Origin of the sequence: Nocardia sp. NRRL S-836, assembly GCF_001279525.1 — a bacterium.
Lineage (GTDB): Bacteria > Actinomycetota > Actinomycetes > Mycobacteriales > Pseudonocardiaceae > Lentzea.
This window is the reverse complement of record NZ_LGDY01000080.1, coordinates 94,446-118,274: the sequence shown is the minus strand read 5'-3', so window position 1 is coordinate 118,274 and position 23,829 is coordinate 94,446. Positions and strand designations below refer to the sequence as shown.

The following is a 23,829-nucleotide window of genomic DNA, read 5'->3' as shown; positions in this document are numbered from 1 at the left end:
AGCCTGCCCCGCGGTTCCTGCCGGGGATCCGGCACCGGGAGCACCGGCGGCGCACGTCACCTGATGGGTTGATTATCCCGGTGAGCGCCTGTGCCAGCGTGGATTCGGCGCTCCGGGTCCGAAATGATCCCGGCGTGCTGGACAAGATCGCAATCGTGGGCGTGGCGTGTCGTTTTCCCGGTGGAGTCAGCGATCTGGACGGGCTGTGGGCCCTGCTGGCCGCGGAGCGCGAGGCGGTCGGGGCGCCGCCGCCCAACCGGTTCGACGTCGAGCGGTACTGGGACTCCAACCAGCTGCGGCCGGGCAAGTCCTACACGTTCGCGGGTGGCTACCTCGACGACATCACCGGGTTCGACGCGGACTTCTTCGGGATCAGCCCGCGCGAGGCGGTGTGCATCGACCCGCAGCAGCGGCTGTTGCTGGAACTGGGTGTCGAGGCGCTCGACGACGCCGGGATCGACCCGAGTGCGCTGGCCGGTACGGACGCCGCGGTGTTCGTCGGTGTGTCCGCGCTGGACTACGGCGGGCAGCAGATGCTGATGCCGTCCGCGGTCGGGCCCTACACGAACTCCGGAGCCGCCCTGTCCAACACGGCGAACCGGCTGTCCTACCAGTTCGACGTGCACGGGCCCAGCCTGAAGGTGGACACGGCGTGCGCCTCGTCGCTGAACGCGGTCCACCTGGCCTGCGAGCACCTCCGGCACGGCGGTGGGGAGGTCGCTTTCGCGGCCGGGGTCAACCTGCTGCTCAACCCCATCACCTACGTCGGGTTCGCCAAGGCGGGGTTCCTGTCGCCGACCGGGCGTTGCCGCCCGTTCTCGGCTGCTTCCGACGGGTACGTCCGTGCCGAGGGCGGTGGCGTGCTGGTCCTCAAGCGCCTGGCCGACGCGGTGGCCGACGGGGACCGCGTCCACGCCGTGATCGCGGGGTCCGGGACGAACAGCGACGGGCACACCAGCGGACTGGTGCTGCCCAGCGGCGAGGCCCAGGAAGCGTTGCTGCGCCAGGTCTACGACCGGTTCGGCCTCGACCCGGACGACCTGGCCTACCTGGAGGCGCACGGCACCGGGACGCCGATCGGCGATCCGGTCGAGTGCCGGGCGATCGGGAACGCCCTCGGCCTTCGCCGGTCCGGCGCCGCGCTCCCGATCGGCTCGGTCAAGGCCAACCTGGGGCACCTCGAACCGGCGTCGGGCATGGCGGGGCTGTGCAAGGCGATCCTCGTGCTGCGGCACGGCGAGATCCCCGCGACCCCGCATGCGAGCCCGCGCAGCACGGAGATCGACTTCGACGGCCTGGCGCTGACACCGGTGGAGCGGTCGCGGCCGGTGGCGGGCCGGCTGGTCGGTGTGAACTCGTTCGGGTTCGGCGGTGCGAACGTGCACGTCGTCCTGGAGGAACCACCCGCGGCTCCGCCCGCGCTGCGCGTGGAAACGGCGGTGCCGGTCGTCGTCTCGGCGCACAGCGAGGCGGCCCTCGCCGAGGCGGTGTCCCGCATGGACCGTTGTCTGGCCGACTGCACGGACTTCGCCGACCTCGCCTACACCTCGTCCGTGCGACGGGGAAAGCACGCCTACCGCCGCGTGGTGCTCGCCGCCGATGCGGACGAGGCGCGTCGACGGCTGGCGAAGCTGGTTCCGCCGCAGCAGGCGACCGAGCGGGGCCGCGTCGCCTTCGCCTTCTCCGGTCATGGCGCGCAGTGGCCCGGCATGGCGGCTGATCTCCTCGACACCGACCCGGTGTTCGCCGGCACGCTCGCCCGGATCGACGCCGTGCTGGCGCCGCTCGTCGGCTGGACGGTCGCTGATGAACTGCGGTCGGCCGAGCCGCGGTTCCACGACACCGCGGTGATCCAGCCCGTGCTGTTCGCGGTGCAGGCCGGCATCGTGGCGGTGCTCGCGGAACACGGCCTGCGTCCGGACGCGGTGTACGGCCACAGCGTGGGTGAGGTCGCCGCCGCCTTCGCCGCCGGCATCTACGACGTGGAGCAGGCGGTGGCGCTGGTGGTGGCGCGCAGCCAGGCCCAGGCGACCACCGCGGGCACCGGCACCATGGCCGCGGTCAGCCTCGGGCCAGAGGACATCGAGGCACTGCTCGCGCGCTACGACGGGCGCGTGGAGATCGCGGGGATCAACAGCGCGAACGACGTCACGGTCGCCGGGCCGAGAGCCGATCTCCACGACCTCGCCGACCGGCTGGCCGAGCGCGAGGTCTTCTGCCGTCTGCTCGAACTGGACTACCCGTTCCACAGCACGGCGATGGAGCCGTTGCGTGCCTCGCTCCTGGCGGGCCTGGCCGGGCTGGCGCCGAAACCCGCCACCGTCGACTTCGTCTCCACGGTCACCGGCGAGCCCCTGGCGGGGGAGGGGCTGGACGCGGAGTACTGGTGGCGCAACGTTCGTGAGCCCGTCCGGTTCGCCGCGGCCACCGACCACCTGGTCGCGGCCGGGTTCGACACGATCATCGAGATCGGGCCGAAACCGGTGCTGCGGACGTACCTGAAGCGTGCCGCGAAGGACGGCGTGCTCGCCGTGCTGCCGACGCTCACCCGCGATGAGCCAGGAGCGGCCGCGCTGCTGAGGACGGTGGAGTCCGCGCTGGCCGCGGGCGTGGCGATCGCCCCCGAACGGTTCTTCCCCCGCCGGGGCCGCGTCGTGCCGTTGCCCGCTCACCCGTGGCAACGCGAGCGGTTCTGGCTGGGCGGCCACCACACCTGGGGTGGTACCGGTACGCCGCCCGAGCACGTGCTGCTCGGTGACCGGGTCGCCGTCTCCGACCCGACGTGGCAGACCACCGTGGACCCGGCGCGGTGGCCGTGGCTGACCGGCCACCGGGCGGCGGGGACGCCGATCATGCCGGCGGCCGGCTACCTGGAGATGGGCTGGGCGGCCGGGCAGCTCGTGTTCGACGGACCGGCGGAGGTGAGGGAGCTGCACATCACCAAGCCGATGGTGGCTCCCGACGACGAGTCGGTGTTGCCCCGCATGCAGGTGTCACTGTCCGAAGAGGACGGCGTGTTCCGGGTCGCCACCTGCTCGGCCGAGAGGCAGATGTGGGTGACCCACGCACGCGGGCGGGTGCGCCGCCGGGTCGCCTCCGCCCCGCCGCCACTCGACCTGGCCGCACTGCGGGCACGGTTCGCCGAGAGGGGCGAGCACGTGGACCGGGAGACGCTGTACGCCGACGGCGAGCGGATCGGTCTCGGCTACGGCCCCGACTTCCTGGTCATCTCGGACCTGTGGGTGGACGGCACGGAGGTCCTCGCCGACTACGACTGCGGCCACCTGGACTTCACCGGGTTCCACGCGCACCCGGCGTGGACCGACGTGGCCCCGCAGGCCGCGATCCAACTCGGCCGGATGCGCCGTGGCCACGTCGCCGACGAGGACTCCTACATGCCCGTGGCGGTCGGCTCCGCCCGGTTGTGGAACGCGCCCACCAAGACCGGCGCCGTGCACTTCCGCTGCCGCACGCTCTCGGAGTCCTGGGCCTCGGCCGACATCACGCTCACCGACGACGCCGGCACCGTGCAGCTGGAGCTGCTCGACTGCCGGTTCCTGCGGGTCAAGGTGCCCAGCCGGCGCGTGGTCCGGCGCCAGCACACCGAGCTCCGCGCCGCACCGCGCGGCCTGCCGCCCACCGCGGCGGTGCCCTGCCCGTCGCCCCAGGTCGAGGCGCGGCCGGTCACCGGCTACGCGGAGCTGAGGCGACGGCGGCTCGCGGCGGCCGCCGCCTTCACGGTGCGCGCGTTCACCACCATTCTCGACGGAGCGGAGGCGTTCTTCGTCGACGACCTGCTGGCCGCCGGGGTGCGGCCGGAGTTCGGACGCCTGCTCGACCTGCTGACCGGACTGGCCGCCGACCACGACCACCTGGAGTGGTCCGGCGAGTTCCAGGGACGCACCCGCTGGCGGATCCGCCCCGACGTCGCCGAGCCCGTGTTCGCGGGCCTGGTCGCCGACTTCCCCGAGCACGTCCCGGACCTGACCTTGTTCGGCCGGTGCGGCATGCACCTGGCCGAGCTGCTGCGCGGTGAACGCGACGCACTGGACATCCTCCTCCCCGCGCACGGCAGTGACACCCTCACCCACTACTACGACCTGTCTCCGGCGCTGCGGTCCTGCAACCACGCCGCGGCGGAGGTGGTGCGTGCGTTGGCCGAGGCGTGGCCCGCGGACCGTCCACTGAGGATCCTGGAGGTGGGTGGCGGCACCGGTGCGCTGACCGCGGCGTTGCTGCCCGTCCTGCCGAGGGACCGCACCCGATACGTGTTCACGGACGTCTCGCAGTCCTTCCTCACCTCGGCCGAGGCACGCTTCGGGCGGTACGACTTCGTCGAGTACCGGACCCTGGACCTCGACCGGCCCGACATCGAGGCCGGTGGCTTCGACGTCGTGGTGGCCGGGCACGCCCTCCACGCGGCCAAGGACGTGCGTGCCGCGCTGAGTGCGCTGTCGGAGGTGCTGACCGACAACGGACGCCTGCTGTTCGTCGAGGCCCACGACCCGGTGCTGCTCGCCCTGCCGTTCGGCCTGGTGCCGGAGTTCTGGTCGATGACCGATCTCGGCCTGCGGCCCGCCTCGCCGTTGCTGTCCGCTCAGCAGTGGCGTGATCTGCTGCCAGGCAACGGTTTCCATGCCGCGCGAACGGTGCTCGAAGGGGAGCTGTGCTCGTTGACGACGGCGAGCAGGATGCCGCGCACCGCCTCGCTGCCGGAAGCGCCGGGCACCGCGCCGACCAGCCGTGTCGTGGTCGTCGCTGAGGACGACACGGACGACGATCTGGCCGCCGCGCTCACGACGAGGCTCGCGGGGCTGGGTGCCGACGCGGTGCGGACGACCGCCGTCAGCGGCCCGGCTGACTGGTTCACCGCCGCCGAGACCGACGTGGTGCTCGTGCTCGCCGGGACCGAGCGGGATCCGCTGGCCGCCGTCGAGGCGACCACCCGGCGGTTCGAGCTCGTGCGCGCGCTCGCGGTCAGGTCGGCCGAGCTCCCCGCGGGCGCGGTGACGCGGCTGTGGCTGGTCAGCCGCCCCTGCGGGGCCAACCCGGCGCCCGAAGGGGCGACGGACCCGGCCGACGCGGCGTTCTGGGGCGCCACCCGCACCGTGGCCGCCGAACACAGCCTGATCGACATCCGGCGTGTCTCGGCCGGGCGTGACGTCCCGGTCGACCGGGTCGCACGTGAGCTCCTCGACCCCACGAACGAGGACGAGGTGGTGCTCACCGCGTCGGGCCGGTTCGTGCCGCGTCTGCGCGACCTGCCGCCACCACCGGCCGACGACCCCGCCACCCCGTACCGGCTCGTCGCCCGGGACGCGGGGCCCTCCTACGAGCTGGCGTGGGTGGCCGCGGAGATGCCGCGACCCGGTCCGGGTCAGGTTGCCGTCGAGGTCCACGCGACGGGCATCAACTACCGCGACGCGCTGCTCGCGGTCGGACTGCTGCCGGGGTGGGTGGTGGAGGCCGGCATGACCGGCACGCACCTCGGCGGCGAGTGCGCGGGCGTGGTCACGGCGGTCGGCCCCGGCGTGACGCGGTACCGGCCGGGTGACCGGGTCTTCGGGTCCGTCGCCGGGTCCTTCGCCTCGCACGTGCTGGCCGACGAGAACCTGGTGGGACCGGTGCCCGACGGGATCGACCTGGTCTCGGCGGCGACCATGCCCGTCGCGTTGATCAGCGCGAGCTACGGGCTGGTGCGCCAGGCCAAGCTCGCCAAGGGCGAGACGGTCCTGGTGCACGGCGCCGCCGGTGGTGTCGGGCTGGCCGCCTTCCAGTGCGCCCGCTACCTGGGTGCCACGGTGATCGCCACCGCGGGCACCGAGGAGAAGCGCGACTTCCTCAGGCTGCTCGGCGTGGAGCACGTCTTCGACTCGCGCAGTCTCAGCTTCGTGGCCGACGTGCTCGCCGTCACCGACGGGCAGGGCGTCGACGTCGTGCTCAACTCGCTGGGCGGGGAGTTCATCGGCCGCAGCCTGGAGCTGCTGCGGTTCGGCGGCCGGTTCGTCGAGCTCGGCAAGCGCGACCTCTACAGCGACCGCAACGTCTCGCTGTTCCCGTTGCGCAACAACATCAGCTACTTCGTCGTGGACGTCGACCAGCTGGGGAGCCAGCGCCTGCCGGAGATCGCCGCCGAGCACAGCAAGATCATCGAGCACGTCCAGTCGGGAGCTGTCCGCCCGGTCCCGTACCGGGCGTTCCCGGCCGCCCAGGCCGCCGAGGCGTTCCGGTCCCTCCAGCACTCCCGGCACATCGGCAAGCTGGTCGTCACCTTCGACCGGCGCCCACCGGTCGAGCGGGCCGCCCAGCCGAGCGGCTTCGCTCCCGACCCGTCCGGCACCTACCTGGTGACCGGCGGCGCGAGCGGGTTCGGCGCCGAGACGGCGCGCTGGCTCGCGGACCGCGGGGCCGGACACCTCGCACTGGTGAACCGGCGGGGAACGGCCGCACCGGAGGCCGGAGACCTCGTCGCCGAGCTGACCGCACGGGGCGTGGCGGTGACCGTGCACGCCGCCGACGTGACAGACGAGTCCGCGATGCGCGCCGTCATCGACTCCATCGACGGCGGTGGCGCCCCGCTGCGCGGCGTCGTGCACGCGGCGATGGTGCTCGACGACGCGATGATCAGGGACCTGACGCCGGAGCGGTTCCGCGCCGTTCTCGCGCCGAAGATGGCCGGCGCCATGGTCCTCGACCGCCTCACCCGTGGCCACGACCTCGACCTGTTCCTCATGTTCTCCTCGGGGGCGGCCGTGGTCGGCAACGCGGGGCAGGCCGCCTACTGCGCCGGGAACCTCTTCCTGGAAGCACTGGCCCGTGCCCGCCGCACCTGGGGGCTGGCCGGGCAGACGATCGCCTGGGGTGCCCTCGCCGAGGTCGGCTACATCGCGCGCAACGAGGCCACCGCCAAGACGGTGACCAGGGCGGGCCTGGCCCTGCTGCCGTTGCGCCAGGTGCGCCAGGCGCTGGACGACCTGGTCGGCGGCCCCGAGGTCGCGCTGGTGTGGAGCCACGACGGCCAGTTCCTGCGCCGCCTCTACTCCCACCTCACCACACCCAGGCTCGGCGAGCTGGCAGGCGGTGAACAGGCCGCTGACGACGAGGACGACGACCTGCTCGCCCGGCTGCGGGAGGCGTCGGTGGACGAGACGATCGAGCTCGTCGCCGACCACATCGTGAAGTCGCTCGCCGAGGTGCTCGGCGTCGCACCGGACCGCATCGACCGCAACCGGCCGCTGGACCAGCTGGGGGTGGACTCGCTGATGGGCGCCGAGCTGGTCACCAAGATGCGGCGCCGGTTCGGCAGGGAGATCCCGGTCATGCGGGTGGTCGCGAGCAGCGGCATCGACGACCTGGCCCGTTCCCTGGCCACCTACTTCAAGACCGAGGGCAACCAGTGACCCAGACGACCGTGAGGCACTTCCCGCTCTACATCGGCGGCGAGTTCGTGGACACCGACGAACGCGCGTACGGCATGAGCGTCCGCGCCGTCCTGAACCCGGACGGGGCCACCGCGACCTCGCTGTTCCGCCTGCTCCGCGAGGGCACCGAGGAGGAGCTGCACGCCCACCCGCACATCCTCTGCTCGGTCGCGCTGTCCACACCCGAACAGGGGCAGGCAGCGCTGCGGGCGGCAGCCGAGGCAGCGGCACGGTTGCGCCTGGTGCCGTTCGCCGACCGCCTGGCGTGCATCGGCGACCTGTACCAGGGGTTCCTCGAACACCGCGAAGAGCTCGCACGGCTGATGCGCATGGAGGGGTGCCCGCGGCTGCTGGCGGAGGCCCAGCTCAACGCGGTGCTGGACCTCGTCCGCCCGGAAAGCCTGGAGCTGGCCCGTTCCCTGCTCCGGCAGGAGATCACCACCCCGCACCACACGATCGTGCTGCAACGCCAGCCCGACGGTGTGGTCTGCGTCGACCCGCCCGCCAACATCCCGCTGTACGGGCTGATCGCCTCGCTGGTGCTGCTGACGGGCAACAGCGTGGTCATCCGGGTACCGCGCAGCTGCGCCAGCTCGCTGGCACACGCGCTGCACAACATCATCATCCCGGTGCTGGAGGCACACGGTGCGCCGCCGGGAACGATCAACGTGCTGTGCGCCGACTTCGACGTCACCATGCGGCAGTGGCTGAACAGCCCGTTGGTGAACACCATCTACTACTTCGGCTCCAGCGCCCGCGGGCTGGCACTGGAACGCGAATGCGTGGAGCGGGGCAAGCGGGCGATCCTGGAGCTGTCCGGCAACGACGGCCTGCTGGTGTGGCACGACGCCGACCTCGACCACGCCACCGCGGCGCTGATCGAGTCGTTCTACGCCTCGGGCCAGGCCTGCATCGGCCCGAAGTACGCCGTCGTCCACCCCGCCATCGCCGATGAGCTGCTCACCCGGCTGCGCGACGCCGCGTCCGCGTTGCGACCGGGCGACCCGGAAGACTCCGACACGGTGCTCAGTCCCGTTCTGCGCGCCACGGCCTTCAGGCGCTGCCTCGACGAGGCGCTGGGCGCCGGCGCCACGAAGGTCTGCGGCGGCGCGCAGGTCAACCTGCGCGGCGAACCCGATGCCCAGGGACTGTTCATCGAACCGACCGTGTTGCGCGTCAACGGCTTCGAGTTCGCCGAGACCCTCGCCGCCGTGCGGGAGGAGTGCTTCTTCCCGCTGCTGTCCGTGGTGGTGCCGCAGGACGGCCCGGACCTGCTCGACCGCTGCACCGCCTTCCTCAACGGCAACAGGTTCGGCCTGCGCAACTCCCTGTGGGCGGAGAGCCGAGAGGTGATCGAGCGGTTCACCACGGCGGTGACCAACGGGGGAGTGCTCAAGGTCAACGACTCCCACATGGCCCACGTCCCGTACACGCCCGGCCTCGGCGGCACCGGGCACAGCGGAGGTACTCACGGCGAGGCCGCCTACCCGTTCCTGCGCGCCAGCCGCCTCCAAGCCGTCGCCATCGCCACGACCAGGACCCATCCGTGGGAAGCCGTCATCGGCATGAACTGACACCGGACACCGGCGCACCGGGAGAACCCTCCGTGCGCCGGTGTTCGTCCTTTCGGGATGGTCAGGCAGGCAGCGAGGACGGCAGGGGCCACGCGCGACCCCCACCCGTCGCAGTGAACACCGTGTCCGTCACGGCGAACAACGCAACGCCGAACGCCTTCGTGAAGGCGTCCACGCCCTCCTGGGTGGGGGTGATCGGGATGTCGCTGCCCTTGATCACGGTCGGCTGCCCCGGCGCCCCCGGCTGCACGGACAGCCGCACCGCACTCACGTCGCTGGCGTACAACGGCAGCTCGCCGACCCACTGGTCGTTGATCTTCAAGAACGCGAAGACCCGCCCGTCGGGAACCGACGCCCGGATGCCGGCGATCTCCATCCGCGCCTTCGAGTTGCGCAGGACCACCCCGCCCAGCGCGCGTCCGGAACCCTTCGCGGGCTGTCCCACCGGGCTGATCGAGCCCGTGCTGTACTCGGGCGGCAGCTTGACGCCCACAACGGTCGTGCCGTCAGCCCCCGTGATGGCGGTGGCCGGCGCCAAGGCCTGCACCTCGATCTGCTGCGTCGCGAGCCGCTCGCGCGCGACATCGGTCAGCCGCATCTCACCCAGCCCATCCAGCAGGGTGAACGTCGCGTCAGCCGTCGGACTCGCGTTCGCGGATGCCTCTCCGTGCAGCTGCGCGAGAACGGGCGCCGCCATCGCGCCGCCGACAAACATACGTCGAGTGATCGCCATGATGCCCAGTGTCAGGCAATTCCGGGAGGAATCTGCGGTGGATGACACGAAAGGAGGAAGTTCGCGCGTCGCGGAAGGCCAGGTCACGGCCGGGTGATGGCCGCGCGCACGAACCACACGCGTCCCGGGTCCACCAGGTGCCGGTCCAGCACCGGCGGCAGGCGGCGGGCCGCGGTCGCCGCGGGGCGGTCGGGGGACATCACCTGGGCGTTCCAGCCGTAGGTGGCGAGCCAGGCGATCACGTCGTCCTTCGCGGACTTCCAGATCGGCCCCAGGACCGTCAGCAGCTGCTCCGCCACGCAGAAGCGCGGGTTGCGGCGTATCGCGTGGTTGAAGTGGTCTGCCACCAGCCTGCTCCCGGAGGCGGACAGACCGGTGATCTCCGCCATCACCTCGTCGTTCTCCGCTTCGCTCAACCGTGACAGCAAGCCCTCCAGCACCCACGCGGTCGGCTCGTCCGGGTTGAAGCCCGCCGAGTGCAGAGCCGTCCGCAGGCCGGACAGGTCCTCGACCGCAACCGGGCTGCGGTAGCAGGTCGGGTGGGCGGAGGCGACCACGTCCGCTTGCAGCGCGAGCATCGCGGGACTGTCCACATCGAACACTCTGGTGCCCTCGGGCCATTGGAGCCGGAAGGCGCGCGTGTCCAAGCCGCCGCCCAGCAGCACCACCTGGCGGCAGGTGGTGCGGGCGGCCTCAAGCGCACAGGTGTCGTAGAACCAGGTGCGGAGCGGGATGTAGCCGCGCAGGAAACCGGACACGTTGCTGAACGCGGCGGTGGCGGCCATGGACGGGGCGCCGCGCAGGGCGGTCAGGAAGCGGGCGGCGAACGGGTCGTGGAACAGGCGATCTGTGCGCGCGTTCTCCACGCGGCGTTCCAGCACCACGTACAACGCCGTCATGCCGACGCCTGTCGGCAGTCCTCGTCCGGCCATGACGCCTCCACCCCGTTGTGCCACCCGCAGAGGGTCGGGCTGCCGTGGTGTCGGAAGGTGCGAGCGGAGGCAGGTCGGTGTCCTTCGACTGGATCCGTTCCGTGACGAACCGCTGAAGGCTGGGGAAGACAGCTGCTACCTCGACGTCCTCGCCCGCCAGCACCCCGGCGAGCTCGGGTGGGACGGCCACCAGCACGCGGTGGCCTTCCGCGCGCAACGCACGGGTGAACGGCAGCATGGAACGGACGTGGGACGGCGATCCGGTGACGGTGCACAGCACGCGCACGACGACTCCTGTTCGGTGAGGTGAACTTCCTCAACCGAAGGTAGGAGCGACACGCGGGTCCGCACGATCGTCAGGCACCGCATCGGCAGCATCCGACATCGGCTGACGGCGCGCCGGTGGAAAACCACGTCGGCACGGCCTGAAGGACATCTCTGCCAACGGCCTGGGAGTCAGCTGGCACGTCAACCGGTTCTCTGCCAGTTCGGCGTGCGGGGCCTGTCAGCGCATCGGACCAGGGGTCGTGACCATGACGATCACACTCGACTCCGGCAGCAGGGTCATGTTCACCGGTGACTCCATCACCAGCCTCTGGCGCCCGCCTGGCGGGGACCGCGCCGCTTACCCGCTGCAGGTCGCCGGCCGGTGGTGCTTCGAGCACCCCGACCGCCCGATGACCTGGCTCAACACCGGCTACCCCGGCGACACGGTCGCCGACCTGGAGGCCCGCTGGCAGGCGGAGGTGCTCGACGCCCGCCCGGACGTGCTGTCGATCCTCGTCGGCATCAACGACGTCGACCTGCCGGCGATGGTTCCCGGCGCCGGACGGGCCCCGGTGCGGGAGTTCGCGGCCACCTACGAGCGCCTGCTGGCACCGCTCACGGGCACACCGCTGATCCTGGTGGAGCCGTTCCTGCTGCCGGTCGAGGGCGTCATCGAGCGTGAGCTGCACCTCGACACCGGACCCCACCGGGTGCGGATCGGCCCGGACGAGCGCGAGCGGTGGCGGGCCGGCCTGGACCCGCACATCGAGGTTGTCCACGAGCTGGCCGCCCGGCACGGCGCCGAGCTGCTCACCGCCGACCGCCTGTTCGCCGAGCTGGGCGAGCCGGACCGCTGGTCGGACGACGGCATCCACCCGACCCCGGCCGGACACAGCGCCCTGGCCGAGGCCTGGCTGAACCTGGTCGCCTGATCACGCAGCCGGTCGTCGAGGCACAGCGCCTCTTCCGGGCGAGGTTTCAACCGTACGGGTGCAAAGGTGTTCGTCCGGTTCCGAGCCTCGTGGCGCGGTGCTACGTTGCGATCGGGGAGGACGATCGCTATGACAATTCCCACCGAACCGATCGGCAGCATCCCGAGGCCGCCGAGCCTGGTCCAGGCGCTGGAAGACCGCGGCCGGGGGCGCGGTGACGACGCCGCACTTCAAGCAGCGCAAGAAGAAGCGGTGAAGGACACCATCGCGAGGTTCGAGGCGACGGGCTCTCCCGTCATCACGGACGGCGAGCAGCTCAAGCCGAGTTTCGCCACGTACCCCGTCGCGGGCGTCACCACGTTGGTTCCGGAAGGTGTGGTGATCCCGTTCGCGGACGGGCACACCAGGACGCTGCCCTCGCTGAGCGAGGGGCCGTTCCGGTATGCCACCTTTGCGGAAAGCTATGTGCGCCAGGCGAAGAAGCACACCGACCTGCCGGTGAAGCAGCCGGTCATCGCCCCGTCCGCGCTCAGCCTGCTGTACCCGGCGGGGGGTGTCGAGGGGTACCCGAGGGAAGCGTTCCTCGCGGATCTGGCCGATCAGGCGGAGACGGACATCCGGTCCAGCCTGGAGGCCGGTGCCACCTCGGTGCAGCTCGACTTCACCGAGGGGCGCCTGGCGGTCAAGCTCGACCCGTCGAAGGGGTTGCTCGACCAGTTCGTCGCGCTGAACAACGAGGTGCTGGACCGGTTCTCCGACTCCGAGCGGGCGAGGATCGGCGTGCACACCTGCCCGGGAGGCGACCAGGACTCGACGCACAGCCTGGACGTCGACTACGCCGAGCTGCTCCCGTCGTTGTTCCGGTTGCACGTCGGAGCCTTCTACCTGCAGCTGGCGAGCGAGCCCGACCCCGGCAGGGTGCTGGAGGTGGTGCGTTCGCACCTGCGGCCCGGTCAGCGGGTCTTCGTCGGCGTGATCGACCCGATCGATCCGGTCGTCGAGACACCGGAGCAGGTCCGGGACCGCGTGCTGGAGGCGGCGCGGTACCTCCCGGCCGAGCAGCTCGGCACGTGCGACGACTGCGGCTTCGCCCCGTTCGCCGACGACACGTCCACGTCGCGCGACATCGCGTTCGCCAAGATCGCGGCACGGGTGGAGGGAACTCGCCTCGCCGCTGAAGTGCTTGGCGGGTAACGGTGTGGGCCGCGCTGAACGGTCGTCGGCACGGGACGGCGCTGTGGTGGTTCATGGTGGTGGTGATCGCCCATTGGGCCGAGCACCTCGCGCAGGCCTACCAGATCTACGTGCTGGGCTGGCCGGTGCACCACGCGCTGGGCGTGCTGGGCATGCCGTTTCCGTGGCTGGTGCACTCCGAGTGGCTGCACTACGGGTACGCCCTGGTGATGCTGGCCGGTCTCGTCCTGCTGCGGCCCGGCATGACGGGACGTGCGCGGACCTGGTGGACCGTGGCGCTGTGGATCCAGGTGTGGCACCACTTCGAGCACCTGCTGCTACTGCTCCAGGCACTGACCGGGCACCACCTCGCAGGGCGCCCGGTGCCGACCAGCCTGGTGCAGCTGCTGGTCCCGCGGGTCGAGCTGCACCTGTTCTACAACGCGGTCGTGTTCGTGCCGATGGTCGTGGCCGTGGTGCTGCGGCGCAGGAGCGCGCTCGTACCGGCGTGACCCGACAGCTGGAATGTTACCGTCTATGTCGCAAGCGAACCTGCGGCAACGGCGGGGTGACATGGCGGCCAAGCGGGACTACGGGCAGTTCTGCGGACTGGCCGGCGGCCTGAACGTCGTCGGCGAGCGGTGGACGTTGCTCGTCGTCCGCGAGCTGCTGATCGGCCCGGCCCGCTTCAACGACATGATGGACAACCTCGCGGGCATCGGCCCCAACCTGCTCGCCGACCGGCTGCGGACGCTGGTGACGCACGGCGTGGTGGAGCAGGCGGCGGTGCCCGGTGACGGCCGCGGCAAGCTGTACCGGCTCACGGCGCTCGGCGAGGAGTTGCGGGAGCCGGTGCTCGGTCTCGCCAAGTGGGGCATGGGGTTCCTCGGCGACGCCGGCACCGGGGTGGTGCGCGCGGAGTGGGGTTTCCTCGCGGTGCAGTCGATGATCGTGCGCGACCGCGTCCCGGCCGTCGACGAGGTGTACCAGTTCGACGTCGGTGAGGAGGTGTTCACGATCGAGGTGCGCGCCGGTCAGGTGACCTTCTCCCGTGCCGCCGCCGAAGCGCCGACGTTGCGCATCACCTGCGAGCCCGACACGTTCATCCGCATCGGCGCGCGGATGCTGACCCCGTTCGACGCGATCGTCACCGGCGCGGTCAAGATCGAGGGTCCGAACGAGGCGATCCACCGGTGCACGCGGCTGCTCGGACTGGTCGACTGAGACCTCACGACGCGGCGAGCACGGGCAGGGCGAGCACCAGCGGTGGATCGGTCGGCCGCTGTGCCCGCATGGACAGTGGGATGTCCGCGGCGGTGTGGCAGCCGGGAATGCGGGTGGTCGTGCGGGGAGCGGCGACGGTCCACCCGGTGAGGCGGCTGCGGTCGATCGAGTCGGCGAGCGACGTGGCCGGAGGCAGGCAGACGGCCTGCACCCGGTACTCGCCGCACGGCACCGTTCCGAACCTGATCCGCTGCACGCCCGTGCCCACCACGCGCTTGTCCGCGTTGCCCGCCAGGCAGGCGAACGTGACGCCCACGCCGCCGTCCACGATTCCCACCGGGCCGTCTGCTCGCTTCGGCGCCCATCGGCCGGCCACGTCGGCCACCCTGTCGTCGCCCCGGCTGTCCACGAGGGAACGGAGGCGGCCGGGGGAGAGCCCGGCCAGCCTGGTGAACTGGGTGGTGAAGGTGCCGAGGCTCGCGTAGCCGGTCTCGACCGCGATGTCGGTGACCGGCAGGCCGGACCTGATCAGCAGCCGTTCCGCCTCGTGCATCCGCAACGCCGCCAGGAACCTGCCCGGCGTGGTTCCGGTGACCTGCTGGAACACCCGGTGGAAGTGGTACGGGCTGAGGTTCGCCGCCCGTGCGTGGTCCGACAGGTGCTGAGGCCGTGGTAGTTGGTCGGTCATCCACTCGATCGCGCGCTCCACGCCGAGACGCCAGTCGCGCCGCACCCCTGCTCGCGTGAGAACGCCCTCCCCCAAAGACACTTGCAAATCATATAGCGATCGGTCCGGCTATGGTTATCGCCTGTTCGGGTCGACCGGCACCCGGCAGCGGTGGAGGGAGACCGAGATGGCGGACACGGCCGCGGTGCGGGCGAAGAAGATCTTCGACGAGCTCGCGGAGGAGCTGGCGCCGAGCGGAGTGGACCACGGGAGCCTCTTCGGCAAACCGTGCCTGAAGACCGGTGGCAAGGCGTTCGCCTGTCAGTTCAAGGAAGGCGTGGCGTTCAAGCTGCCGGCGCAGCCGCACGCCGAGGCGCTCGCGTTGAGCGGCGCCGTGCTGTTCGACCCGTCGGGCAAGGGACGGCCGATGAAGGAATGGGTTCTGGTGCCGGTGAAGCACTCGGCGACCTGGCCGGAGTTCGCGGCACAGGCGCGCAAGGCGCTCGGCGGCTGAGACCGCGGCGGCCGGGACCGCGAACGGCCAAGACCGCAATCTCGGAGAAGCACGCGGCCGTCCGCACTGCCAGGCTACGACAGGTAGCCGAGCAGAGGTGCGGACATGGGAAACGCCTTTGGGTACGTCCAGCTCGCGACGAGTGATCTCGCGCGGGCACAGGAGTTCTACGGGGAACTGTTCGACTGGCGGCTGGAGCAGACGGGCAGCGATGACAGGCCGTACCTGGAGATCCGGGTCGGTGAGGGCGTCGCGGGCGGGATCATGCCGCAGGCGCCGCACGCCCCGTCGGCGTGGGTGCCGTACGTGCAGGTCGCCGACGTCGCCGCCGTGACGGAACAGGCCCGCGGTCTGGGCGCGACCGTCGCGGTCGGACCGCTGCAGCTGCCGGACGAGAGCTGGTACAGCGTTCTCGTCGACCCGACCGGAGCCGCGTTCGCGCTGCACGGCCCCTTCCCCGCGGCGTAGGCCATGGCGCACAACGGAAGCCGCTACGCCGTCGTGGGACTGTCCGGTCTGCTCGCGATGATGGTCGCGCTGCTGTCCGGCAGCGTGCAGACGAGCACACCGCGGCAGGTCGCCGCACCCGAGCAGGAACAGCAGGGCGACGGACTGCTCGCCCGGGGCCGCTACCTGGCGACCATCGGCGTCTGCGAGGCCTGCCACACGCCGCCCGCCGTGCCGGAGACGCCACCCGATCCGTCCGATGTCGAGCAGGTCAAGCGGGAACGCGAGTTCCGCACCGATCCCGACTGGAAGAAGTACCTGGACGAGACGAGGCGCAACGCCGGTGGTGTGCCGTTCATCCTGCGCCTGTCCGCCACCTCCAGCGGTGTCGTGTACAGCCGCAACATCACGCCCGACCTGGAGACGGGCATCGGCAGCTGGTCCGAGGACGACATCGTGCGCGCGTTGCGGACGGGTGTCACACCGGACGGCCGGGTCCTGTTCCTGTTCGCACCGCACACGTTCTTCGCCAACATGGCGGACTCCGACGCGAAGGCGCTGGCGAAGTACCTGAAGTCCCTGCCGCCGGTGCGGCACAGGGTGCCCGACCGCGAACTGCCCTTCCCGCCGCAGCCGGCACCCGAGGTGCCCCACCCGAAGGACCCGCCGAGGGGACGGACGCCCGAGCGCGCGGAGTACCTGCTCGCCGCGGTCGTCGGCTGCAAGGAATGCCACTCCCACCACGAGAACGGGCAGCTGCAGGAGTTCACCGGCGGAGACCCGAAGGACGCGTTCGTCGGCGTGTTCAGGCTCGGCCCAGACCTGCCGCTGCGCGCTCAGGAAAGGGGTTTCGCGGCCTTCCCGTACCCCGGATACGCGGTGCTGTACGGCGGCAACCTCACCCGGTTCGGCAAGGACGGGCCGAACTCCGACGTGCCGGTGCCCCGGTTGGTGCGCGCGATCAGGCAGGGCATCGCCGTGGAGCCGGACGAGTACGGCCGTCCCCGGCCGCTGGAGCACGTGATGCTCTGGCAGTTCTACGCGCAGATGAGCGACGACGACGCGTACTCGATCGCACAGTTGGTGAAGCGGTTGCGGTACGTGCCGCACGACGTCCACAAGGGACCGATCCGCTTCGGAGAGGACTGGCGGGCCGCCTTCCAGCAGGTGTTCGGCGAGCCGCCGTCTCCCAACGACGAACGCATCTTCGGCAAGGGCAACAGGTGACACGAGGGGGTTGGCAGAGATGACCGAGGCAGATGGCGCGTATCAGGAACTGCAGACCAGGTACCAGGCGCTCAGCGCGGAGCACGACGAGCTCGTCCGGCAGATGGGAGACCAGATCAAGCCGTTCCCCGGCGCCGGGGTGGACGGGTTCCTCAGCCACTTCATCATCTCGCTGGAGGTCACGCAGGGCGACCTCGCGGGAACGTCCGTCTCGTTCACCATGCCGCCCGCGGCGCAGACCGTCTCCCGGTCGGCACCGTTCGTCTACCGGGGACCGGAGGAGGACCACCGCGTGGAGGTCCCGCTCCCCGCGGACTGCACCCTGTCGCCCACCATCGCCGAAGGCGACTTCATCGTCCGGCCGGACAGCTTCTTCGAGCCGGGCAACCAGGTCGTGTGGATGCAGATCCTCAACCTGGACGCGCGCATGGAGCACGAGACGATCGGGCCGATCCGGATCATCCTGGGGGAGACGCTGAAGCGCGACTACCCGGACGTCTTCCAGCCGTCCCTCGGGGTGGCGAGGGCACTGGGCCGCAAGGGCGGTTTCCCGGCGGCGCTGTTCTTCAACCCGTACGCGATGATCGAGACGCAGTTCGGGGTCTTCCGCGCGATCCACGGCACCCTCGCCTACGGGCGCGTCACGAGCTTCCCGCCCATCGGCACCCCGGTCAGCATCCAGGACTGCGTGCCGCTGGAGGACATCGAGGAGGTGCGCCGCACGAGGTCATTGCGCGGTGTCGACGAGTCCATCGAACCGTTCGGCCGGATCGTCGCGCTGTCGCACCCGATCGACGTGCCGATGCAGCTGCCCGGCGACGAGGCGTTCCGCTTCGTCGAGCGGCGGATCGCGCGGACCGGCTCCGGTGCGGCCTGAGGCGGAGACCGCGAGGGCGGCACAGGGTGGCCACGACGCGGGAGCGCCGGCCGTGGTGCTGCGCGGTGTCTCGCGGCTGTTCGGCAGAACGCCCGCTCTCGTCCGCGTGGACCTGAGGGTCGAGCAGGGCGAGTCGGTCCTGGTGCGGGGACACAACGGCGCGGGCAAGAGCACGCTGCTGCAGATCGTGGCGACGGCACTCTCCCCGACCTTCGGGCACGGCCGGGTGCTCGGCCACGACCTGCTCCGCGGTCGCGCGGAGATCAGGCGGCGGACCGAGTTCCTCGGTCACCGCGCCAGGATGTACGACGAGCTGACCGCCGAGGAGAACCTGCGGTTCTGCGCCAAGGTGCACGGGTTCGGCACCGCGGGTGTGCGCCCGGCGCTGGAGCGGGTCGGTCTGGCGGCGACGCCGGGGCTCGTGCGCACCTTCTCGCCGGGCATGCGGCAACGGCTGGCACTGGCCAGGGTCGTGCTGCGGCACCCGTCGCTGCTGGTGCTCGACGAGCCGTACGCCTCCTGCGACGACGCGGCCAAGGACCTGGTCGACGAGGTCGTGCGGGGAGTCGTGCGGGCCGGCGGCACCGTGCTGTCGGCGACGCACGACCCCGGCCGTGGCGACTGGGCGGATCGCACGGTGTGGCTCGACGCGGGCCGGGTCCCGGCCGCGGGCGGGTGCTGATGGCCCGCGTGGCCGCCATGGCGGCCGTCGTGGCGAAGGACCTGCGGGTCGAGGTCCGCGCCCGGCACGCCGCGGCGGTGGTGATCCCGTTCGTGGCGACGCTGGTGGTCGCGTTCGGACTCGCGATGGGCCCGGACGCGACCGCGTTGCGCGGCGCGGCCCCCGGCCTCGTCTGGGTCGCCGGCCTGTTCGGCACGGTCCTCACGAGCCGCCGCAGCTACGAGGCCGAGTTCGCGGACGACGCGTTCACCGGGCTGGTGCTCTCGCCGGTCGACCGGGGTGGCCTCTTCGCGGGCAAGGCGACGGCGCTCGCGGTGCAGTTGCTGGTGTTGCAGGTGGGCGTGCTGCTGACGGTGGGCCTGCTCTACGGCGCGGGGCAGGCGGTATCGCTGCCGGCGCTCGTCGCGGTGGTGGTGCTGGGCGTCTGCGGTCTGGCGGGGCTCGGCGCGTTGCTCGGCGTCGTCGCGGGCGCGTCGCGCGGCCGGGAGGCGTTGCTGCCCCTGCTGGTCTTCCCGCTCGCGGTCCCGCTGCTTGTCGCCGCCTCCAGGGCCACGGGCGCCGCCCTGGAGGGACGTGGCGCGGAGGTGACCGGCTGGCTGGGCCTGCTCCTCGCCTACGACGTGGCGTTCTGGTCGGTCGGGCTGCTGTTCTACGAGCACATGGTGGAGGACTGACATGCGTGCCATGTACGCGGTGCTGGGTGCACGCGGGCAGGTGGTCACGGCCTGGTGCGCGACGGCCAGCGGCCTGGCCGCGCTGCTGGCGGCCGCGCTCGTGCCGGCCGACGCGGAGCAGGGGCCGATCCAGAAGCTGATGTACCTGCACGTTCCGGCCGCCTGGCTCGCCTACCTGTCGTTCACCGTGGTGTTCGTCGCGGGCGTCGCCTACCTGCGCACCGGCCAGGCGCGCTGGGACCGGCTCGGCGAGGCCTCGGCGGAGGCGGGGGTCGTGTTCGCGGCGCTGACGATCGTGCTCGGCGCGTTGTGGGGGCGCCCGGTGTGGGGGACCTGGTGGACCTGGGACCCCCGCTTGACGACGACCGCCGTGCTGCTGCTCACCTACCTCGGCTACCTGGCGGTGCGACGGCTTCCCGACAGCCCGGCGCGGGCCTACCGGTGGGCGGCGGTGATCGGGGTCGCCGGGTTCGTCAACGTCCCGATCGTGCACCTGTCCGTGGTCTGGTGGCGGTCACTGCACCAGCCCGCCTCGGTGCTGCGGGTCGACGGGCCGACGGTGGCGGCGCCGATGCTGGTCACGCTCCTGCTCGCCGTCGTGGCGTTCACGTTCGCCTACCTGTGGCTGGTGGGCACCAGGATGCGGTTGCGGCGGCTCGAGGAACGACTGACGGCCGCGGCGCTCGGCCCCGCGGTGAGGAGCGGGCGATGAGCTACCTGGTCGCGGGGGTGCTGGTGACCGCGGCGGCCGTCGGCGGGCACATCGCCTCGCTGAGGTCGCGGATCAGCCGGGCGAAGGCGCTGCTGCGGGCAGGTGAGCGGCGGTGAGCAGGACGAGGGTGGCCGTGCCGGTCTGCGCCCTTGCCGTGGCGTTGGGGTGGGTGCTGGTCGAGGGGATGAGCGACAGCCTCGTCTACTACCGGACGCCGGGTGAGGTCGCCGCGACGCCGCAGGGGGAGCGGATCCGGCTGGGAGGCCAGGTCACGGCCGGCTCGGTGCGCGACGACGGCCACGAGGTGCGGTTCCGGCTCCGCGACGACGCCGCGGAGGTCAGCGTCGTGCTGGTCGGAGCGGTGCCGGTGATGTTCCGCGAGGGTCAGGGTGCGGTGGTCGAGGGCGAGTTCGACGCGGACCACACCATGCGCGCCGACACCGTGCTCGTCAAGCACGGCAACCGGTACAGCCCACCGGGCAAGTCATGAGCGCGTTCGGGCGGCTCGCGCTCGTCGTGGCGCTGGTGGCCGCGGCGTGGACCGTGGTGACCGGGTGGTCGGCGCACCAGGGCCGGCCGAGGCTGCTCGCGAGCTCCCGCAACGCACCGGTCGCCGTGCTGCTGGCCGTGGCCGCCGCGAACCTGGCGCTGCTGGTCGCCCTGCTGGGCAACGACTTCACGTTGCGCTACGTCGTCGGCAACTCCGACCGGGGTACGCCGCCGGGGTACCGGGCGCTCGCGCTGTGGGCGGGTGACGAGGGTTCGCTGCTGCTGTGGAACCTGGTCCTCGCGGCGTTCGCGGTGATCGCCGCACGCAGGTGCCGGCCGGGCGTGCTGACGGTGCTGGGCGCGGTCCAGGCCTGCTACCTGGTGATCGCGCTGATCGCCGACCCGTTCGCGGCGAGCCACACCGTCCCCGCCGACGGCGATGGCGCGCAACCGCTGCTGCGCACCAACGTCCTCATGGCGATCCACCCCCCGATCATCTACTGCGGACTGATCGCGCTGACCGTGCCGTTCGCCGTCACGCTGGTGGCACTCGTGCGCAGCCCCGAGGACGACGGCTGGGTGCCGGCCGCTCGCCGGTGGATGACCGTCGCCTGGTGCTTCCTCACCGCCGGGCTGGTGCTGGGCGCGGCCTGGGCGTACGCGGTGCTCGGCTGGGGCGGGTACTGGGCGTGGGACCCGGTGGAGAACGCCGCGCTGCTGCCGTGGCTCACCGCGACCGCCTACCTGCACACGTCGCTCGTGCAGCAGCGCAGGGGACTCCTGCGGGCGTGGAACCCGGCCCTGGTGATCATCACGTTCGCACTGTCCGTGCTCGGCACGTTCCTGACCAGGGGCAGTCTCCTCACGTCGGTGCACTCCTTCGCCTCGTCCGCGGTCGGCCCGGTCTACCTGGGGTTGCTCATCGCGGTGGTGGCGCTGGGATTCGGGCTGCTGATGGCGCGGTCACCGCTGTTGCGGCCGGCCGGTGCCACGCCCGCGGCGTGCTCGCGGGAGAGCGCGGTGACGCTGGGCAGCGTGCTGCTGGCGACGCTGGCCGCGAGCGTGCTCGTCGGAACGTTGTACCCGCTCGTGGCGCAGCTGGCCGGCAGCGGGGACGTCGCGGTCGGCAAGCCGTTCTACGCGCGGACGAGCGTGCCGTTGCTGCTGGCCGTGCTGGTGCTCGCCGGTGTCGGGCCGCTCACCCGGTGGCGGGCCGACTCGGTGGCCGGTGTCCTGCGCCGGCTCGCGCCACCACTCACGGCCGCGCTGGTGGTCGGGATCGCCGCCGCCGTGGCGGGCGGGGGCGACTGGGTCACGGTGGTGGCGGTGACCGTGGCGGCGTTCGTGGCGTTCGTGAACCTCGGTGCGGTGACGTGGGTGCGTCAGTCCGCGGGTGGCCGCATCGCCCACCTGGGCGTGGCACTGCTGGCCTGCGGTGCCGCGCTCTCGTCCGGCTACGAGCAGCACGCGGATGTGGTGCTGCGGCCGGGTGCCGAGGCTTCCGCGCTGGGCACGACGGTGCGGCTGACGCGCGTCGACGCGGGCGCGTCGACGCTGACGGCGCAGCTCGACGTCGGCGGCCGGTCGCTGGCGCCCAGGCTGCTGACGTTCCGGGGCAGCACGGACCCGACCGGTGTTCCCGACATCGACAGGGGGTGGTGGAGCGACACCTACGTCGCCCTGCTGTCGGTGAGCAGACCGGAGGACGTGGTCACCGTCCGGCTCTACGACACCCCCGGCATGTCGGTGATGTGGCTCGGCGGGCTGATCACCGTGGTGGGCGGGGCCGCGACGTTCCTGCCGCGGCGCCGGGTGCGGACGAGGGAGGCTGTGCGATGAGGCGGTGGCACCTCGTGGCTGTCGGCACGGCGGTCGCGCTCGTGCTGGGACTGCTGGTCGCGGCCGTGGTGCGCGACTCCGCGCCGGGTGCGCTCCCCGTCGTGGGCAAGCAGGCGCCCGCACTCGCGCTGCCCCGGCTCGACGGGCAGGGGCAGGTGAGCTCGGCCGACTGGCGCGGCAAACCCGTGGTCCTCAACTTCTGGTCGTCCTGGTGCGGACCGTGCCGGGACGAGTTCTCCGTGCTGGGCCGCCACGCCGGACGTGACGACGTCGTCGTGGTCGGCGTCGTGTTCCAGGACTCGCCGGACACGGCGCGGCGGTTCGTCGACGACGTGGGCGCGCGGTGGCCGATCGGCGTCGACGAGAGGTCGGCGGCCGCGATCGCCTACGGGGTGCGCGGCCTGCCGCAGACGTTCCTGCTCGACCGGGACGGCGTCGTCGCGGCCGTCTACACCGGACCCCTCAGCGAAAGCGCCCTGGCCGCGGATCTGGGGCGGCTGACGACATGAGGTCACTCGTCCTGCTGGCCGTCGCGGTGCTCGCGTTCCTCGCGGTGATCTCGCTGGGCATCGGCGAGGCGAGCGTGGAGGAGCGGGCCGGCCGGCTGTCGGCGGAGCTGCGGTGCCCGACGTGCCAGGGCATCTCGGTGGCCGACTCGCCGACGCCGCTCGCGCGGGAGATCAACGCGAAGGTGCTCGCCCGGCTGCGCGAGGGCCGGTCGGAGGACGAGGTGCGGGCGGAGCTCGTGGCGGCGTACGGCGAGTGGATCCTGCTCAGCCCGCCGAAGCGGGGCGCGGGCTGGCTGCCGTGGCTCCTGCCGGTGGTGGTGCTCGCCGGCGGGAGCGTCGCGGCGGCAGTGGCGTTGCGGGGGAGGGAGAAGCGGTGAACTGGTGGGTGGTCGCCGGCACGTTCGTGCTGCTCTGGGCGGTGCTGGCGCTGGTGCTCGGCCCGCTCGCGCGCAAACGACCGGACCGCCGGTGGCTCGTCGCGGCGGCGGTGGTGGCGGCGCTGGCTCCGGCCGTGCTGCTGAACGCGCCGTCGCGGCCGGAGGAGACACCCGCCCCGCCTGCCGTCGACAGGGCGAACGACGTGGGGTCACGGCTGGAGCTCGCCCGGACCTACACCGCGCAGGGCCTCGCCGAGCAGGCGATCGACCAGTACGTCGCCGTGCTGCAGCTGGACAACCGCAACGCCGAGGCCTATGCGGCGATGGGCTACCTGCTGCACCTCGCCGGGCGGTCGGAGGACGGCCTCTGGTCGGTCGAGGAGGCGCTGCGGCTGGACCCGTCCCGCCTCGACGCCGTGTACTTCCGCGGCGCGATCCTCGCGGCGGACCCGAAGCGGGCCGAGGAAGGGCGCGGTGTCCTGCGGGACTACCTCGCGCGTGCCACACAGGGACACTACCGGGCCGACGCGCAGAAGCTGCTCGACCTGGCCCGCTGACG

21 protein-coding genes are annotated in these 23,829 nt (G+C 72.0%); 18 read left to right on the top strand and 3 right to left on the bottom strand.

The genetic code is table 11. The annotated features are described in order from the left end of the window. Positions 1–134: 134 nt before the first annotated feature. Together ADL03_RS09335 and ADL03_RS09330 are read left to right on the top strand one after the other, a co-directional pair. Positions 135–7,400, top strand: a complete 7,266-nt coding sequence (locus ADL03_RS09335) for a type I polyketide synthase (protein WP_053732972.1) — start codon at positions 135–137, stop codon at positions 7,398–7,400. A gap of 11 nt (positions 7,401–7,411) precedes the next feature. Then, complete coding sequence (locus tag ADL03_RS09330; RefSeq protein WP_231641688.1) at positions 7,412–8,995, top strand: aldehyde dehydrogenase; 1,584 nt, start codon at positions 7,412–7,414, stop codon at positions 8,993–8,995. A 61-nt stretch (positions 8,996–9,056) separates the two neighbouring features. On the opposite strand, the gene ADL03_RS46795 is transcribed toward ADL03_RS09330, so the two are convergent. Both ADL03_RS46795 and ADL03_RS09320 read right to left on the bottom strand, forming a co-directional pair. After that, positions 9,057–9,815 (bottom strand): hypothetical protein, encoded by a 759-nt coding sequence (locus ADL03_RS46795; RefSeq protein ID WP_157528389.1) that lies wholly within the window; start codon positions 9,813–9,815, stop codon positions 9,057–9,059. Next, positions 9,812–10,660, bottom strand: a complete 849-nt coding sequence (locus ADL03_RS09320; protein WP_063798519.1) for an SAM-dependent methyltransferase — start codon at positions 10,658–10,660, stop codon at positions 9,812–9,814. Before ADL03_RS09320 ends, ADL03_RS46795 begins: the two co-directional genes overlap by 4 nt. Before the next feature lie 533 nt (positions 10,661–11,193). On the opposite strand from ADL03_RS09320, the gene ADL03_RS09315 reads away from it, so the two are divergent. From ADL03_RS09315 to ADL03_RS09300, 4 genes are all read left to right on the top strand, one after another. Then, positions 11,194–11,859 carry an SGNH/GDSL hydrolase family protein gene (locus ADL03_RS09315; RefSeq protein WP_053732968.1) on the top strand — a complete coding sequence of 222 codons (666 nt, stop codon included), beginning with the start codon at positions 11,194–11,196 and terminating at the stop codon, positions 11,857–11,859. Positions 11,860–11,988: 129 nt separating this feature from the next. Beyond that, positions 11,989–13,053, top strand: coding sequence for a cobalamin-independent methionine synthase II family protein (locus ADL03_RS09310; RefSeq protein WP_053732967.1), 1,065 nt, complete (start codon positions 11,989–11,991; stop codon positions 13,051–13,053). Positions 13,054–13,106: 53 nt separating this feature from the next. Next, on the top strand, positions 13,107–13,544 hold the full coding sequence (locus tag ADL03_RS09305; RefSeq protein WP_197288218.1) for a hypothetical protein: 438 nt from the start codon (positions 13,107–13,109) through the stop codon (positions 13,542–13,544). Between the two features lie 25 nt (positions 13,545–13,569). Beyond that, the gene (locus ADL03_RS09300; protein ID WP_231641686.1) at positions 13,570–14,256 is read left to right on the top strand and encodes a winged helix-turn-helix transcriptional regulator; all 687 of its coding nucleotides are present in this window, start codon (positions 13,570–13,572) and stop codon (positions 14,254–14,256) included. Positions 14,257–14,260: 4 nt separating this feature from the next. Here the strand turns inward: ADL03_RS09300 and ADL03_RS09295 are convergent, their stop codons facing one another. After that, positions 14,261–15,025 carry a helix-turn-helix transcriptional regulator gene (locus ADL03_RS09295; RefSeq protein ID WP_157528387.1) on the bottom strand — a complete coding sequence of 255 codons (765 nt, stop codon included), beginning with the start codon at positions 15,023–15,025 and terminating at the stop codon, positions 14,261–14,263. Between the two features lie 85 nt (positions 15,026–15,110). On the opposite strand from ADL03_RS09295, the gene ADL03_RS09290 reads away from it, so the two are divergent. From ADL03_RS09290 to ADL03_RS09235, 12 genes are all read left to right on the top strand, one after another. After that, positions 15,111–15,437, top strand: a complete 327-nt coding sequence (locus tag ADL03_RS09290; protein WP_053732964.1) for a hypothetical protein — start codon at positions 15,111–15,113, stop codon at positions 15,435–15,437. 105 nt (positions 15,438–15,542) lie between these two features. Continuing rightward, positions 15,543–15,905 (top strand): VOC family protein, encoded by a 363-nt coding sequence (locus ADL03_RS09285; RefSeq protein ID WP_053732963.1) that lies wholly within the window; start codon positions 15,543–15,545, stop codon positions 15,903–15,905. Between the two features lie 3 nt (positions 15,906–15,908). Further along, entirely contained in the window at positions 15,909–17,111 is a 1,203-nt protein-coding gene (locus ADL03_RS09280; RefSeq protein ID WP_053732962.1) for a hypothetical protein, read from the top strand. 19 nt (positions 17,112–17,130) lie between these two features. Further along, positions 17,131–17,988, top strand: a complete 858-nt coding sequence (locus ADL03_RS48305) for a hypothetical protein (protein WP_053732961.1) — start codon at positions 17,131–17,133, stop codon at positions 17,986–17,988. Then, on the top strand, positions 17,978–18,670 hold the full coding sequence (locus ADL03_RS09270; RefSeq protein ID WP_053732960.1) for an ABC transporter ATP-binding protein: 693 nt from the start codon (positions 17,978–17,980) through the stop codon (positions 18,668–18,670). Before ADL03_RS48305 ends, ADL03_RS09270 begins: the two co-directional genes overlap by 11 nt. Further along, complete coding sequence (locus tag ADL03_RS09265) at positions 18,628–19,344, top strand: heme exporter protein CcmB (RefSeq protein ID WP_053732959.1); 717 nt, start codon at positions 18,628–18,630, stop codon at positions 19,342–19,344. Before ADL03_RS09270 ends, ADL03_RS09265 begins: the two co-directional genes overlap by 43 nt. 1 nt (position 19,345) lies before the next feature. Beyond that, entirely contained in the window at positions 19,346–20,056 is a 711-nt protein-coding gene (ccsA, locus tag ADL03_RS09260) for a cytochrome c biogenesis protein CcsA (RefSeq protein ID WP_053732958.1), read from the top strand. Between the two features lie 112 nt (positions 20,057–20,168). Beyond that, positions 20,169–20,546: a cytochrome c maturation protein CcmE gene (locus ADL03_RS09255; protein WP_082373005.1), complete on the top strand. Its 378-nt coding sequence runs from the start codon at positions 20,169–20,171 to the stop codon at positions 20,544–20,546. Continuing rightward, positions 20,543–22,384, top strand: coding sequence for a heme lyase CcmF/NrfE family subunit (locus tag ADL03_RS09250; RefSeq protein ID WP_053732956.1), 1,842 nt, complete (start codon positions 20,543–20,545; stop codon positions 22,382–22,384). Before ADL03_RS09255 ends, ADL03_RS09250 begins: the two co-directional genes overlap by 4 nt. Next, positions 22,381–22,893 carry a TlpA disulfide reductase family protein gene (locus tag ADL03_RS09245; RefSeq protein WP_053732955.1) on the top strand — a complete coding sequence of 171 codons (513 nt, stop codon included), beginning with the start codon at positions 22,381–22,383 and terminating at the stop codon, positions 22,891–22,893. Before ADL03_RS09250 ends, ADL03_RS09245 begins: the two co-directional genes overlap by 4 nt. Then, complete coding sequence (locus tag ADL03_RS09240; protein WP_053732954.1) at positions 22,890–23,270, top strand: cytochrome c-type biogenesis protein CcmH; 381 nt, start codon at positions 22,890–22,892, stop codon at positions 23,268–23,270. The genes ADL03_RS09245 and ADL03_RS09240 overlap by 4 nt, the downstream gene beginning before the upstream one ends. Beyond that, a complete protein-coding gene (locus ADL03_RS09235) occupies positions 23,267–23,827 on the top strand; it encodes a tetratricopeptide repeat protein (protein WP_053732953.1) in 561 nt (186 codons plus the stop codon). Before ADL03_RS09240 ends, ADL03_RS09235 begins: the two co-directional genes overlap by 4 nt. Positions 23,828–23,829: the final 2 nt, after the last annotated feature.

What these genes read in the sequence shown, in the direction of transcription:
- ADL03_RS09320 (WP_063798519.1), bottom strand. Translation starts at nt 10,660, where the DNA reads ATGGCCGGACGAGGACTGCCGACAGGCGTCGGCATGACGGCGTTGTAC.
- ADL03_RS09315 (WP_053732968.1), top strand. Translation starts at nt 11,194, where the DNA reads ATGACGATCACACTCGACTCCGGCAGCAGGGTCATGTTCACCGGTGAC.
- ADL03_RS09310 (WP_053732967.1), top strand. Translation starts at nt 11,989, where the DNA reads ATGACAATTCCCACCGAACCGATCGGCAGCATCCCGAGGCCGCCGAGC.
- ADL03_RS09305 (WP_197288218.1), top strand. Translation starts at nt 13,107, where the DNA reads ATGGTGGTGGTGATCGCCCATTGGGCCGAGCACCTCGCGCAGGCCTAC.
- ADL03_RS09300 (WP_231641686.1), top strand. Translation starts at nt 13,570, where the DNA reads ATGTCGCAAGCGAACCTGCGGCAACGGCGGGGTGACATGGCGGCCAAG.
- ADL03_RS09290 (WP_053732964.1), top strand. Translation starts at nt 15,111, where the DNA reads ATGGCGGACACGGCCGCGGTGCGGGCGAAGAAGATCTTCGACGAGCTC.
- ADL03_RS09285 (WP_053732963.1), top strand. Translation starts at nt 15,543, where the DNA reads ATGGGAAACGCCTTTGGGTACGTCCAGCTCGCGACGAGTGATCTCGCG.
- ADL03_RS09280 (WP_053732962.1), top strand. Translation starts at nt 15,909, where the DNA reads ATGGCGCACAACGGAAGCCGCTACGCCGTCGTGGGACTGTCCGGTCTG.
- ADL03_RS48305 (WP_053732961.1), top strand. Translation starts at nt 17,131, where the DNA reads ATGACCGAGGCAGATGGCGCGTATCAGGAACTGCAGACCAGGTACCAG.
- ccsA (WP_053732958.1), top strand. Translation starts at nt 19,346, where the DNA reads ATGCGTGCCATGTACGCGGTGCTGGGTGCACGCGGGCAGGTGGTCACG.
- ADL03_RS09250 (WP_053732956.1), top strand. Translation starts at nt 20,543, where the DNA reads ATGAGCGCGTTCGGGCGGCTCGCGCTCGTCGTGGCGCTGGTGGCCGCG.
- ADL03_RS09245 (WP_053732955.1), top strand. Translation starts at nt 22,381, where the DNA reads ATGAGGCGGTGGCACCTCGTGGCTGTCGGCACGGCGGTCGCGCTCGTG.
- ADL03_RS09240 (WP_053732954.1), top strand. Translation starts at nt 22,890, where the DNA reads ATGAGGTCACTCGTCCTGCTGGCCGTCGCGGTGCTCGCGTTCCTCGCG.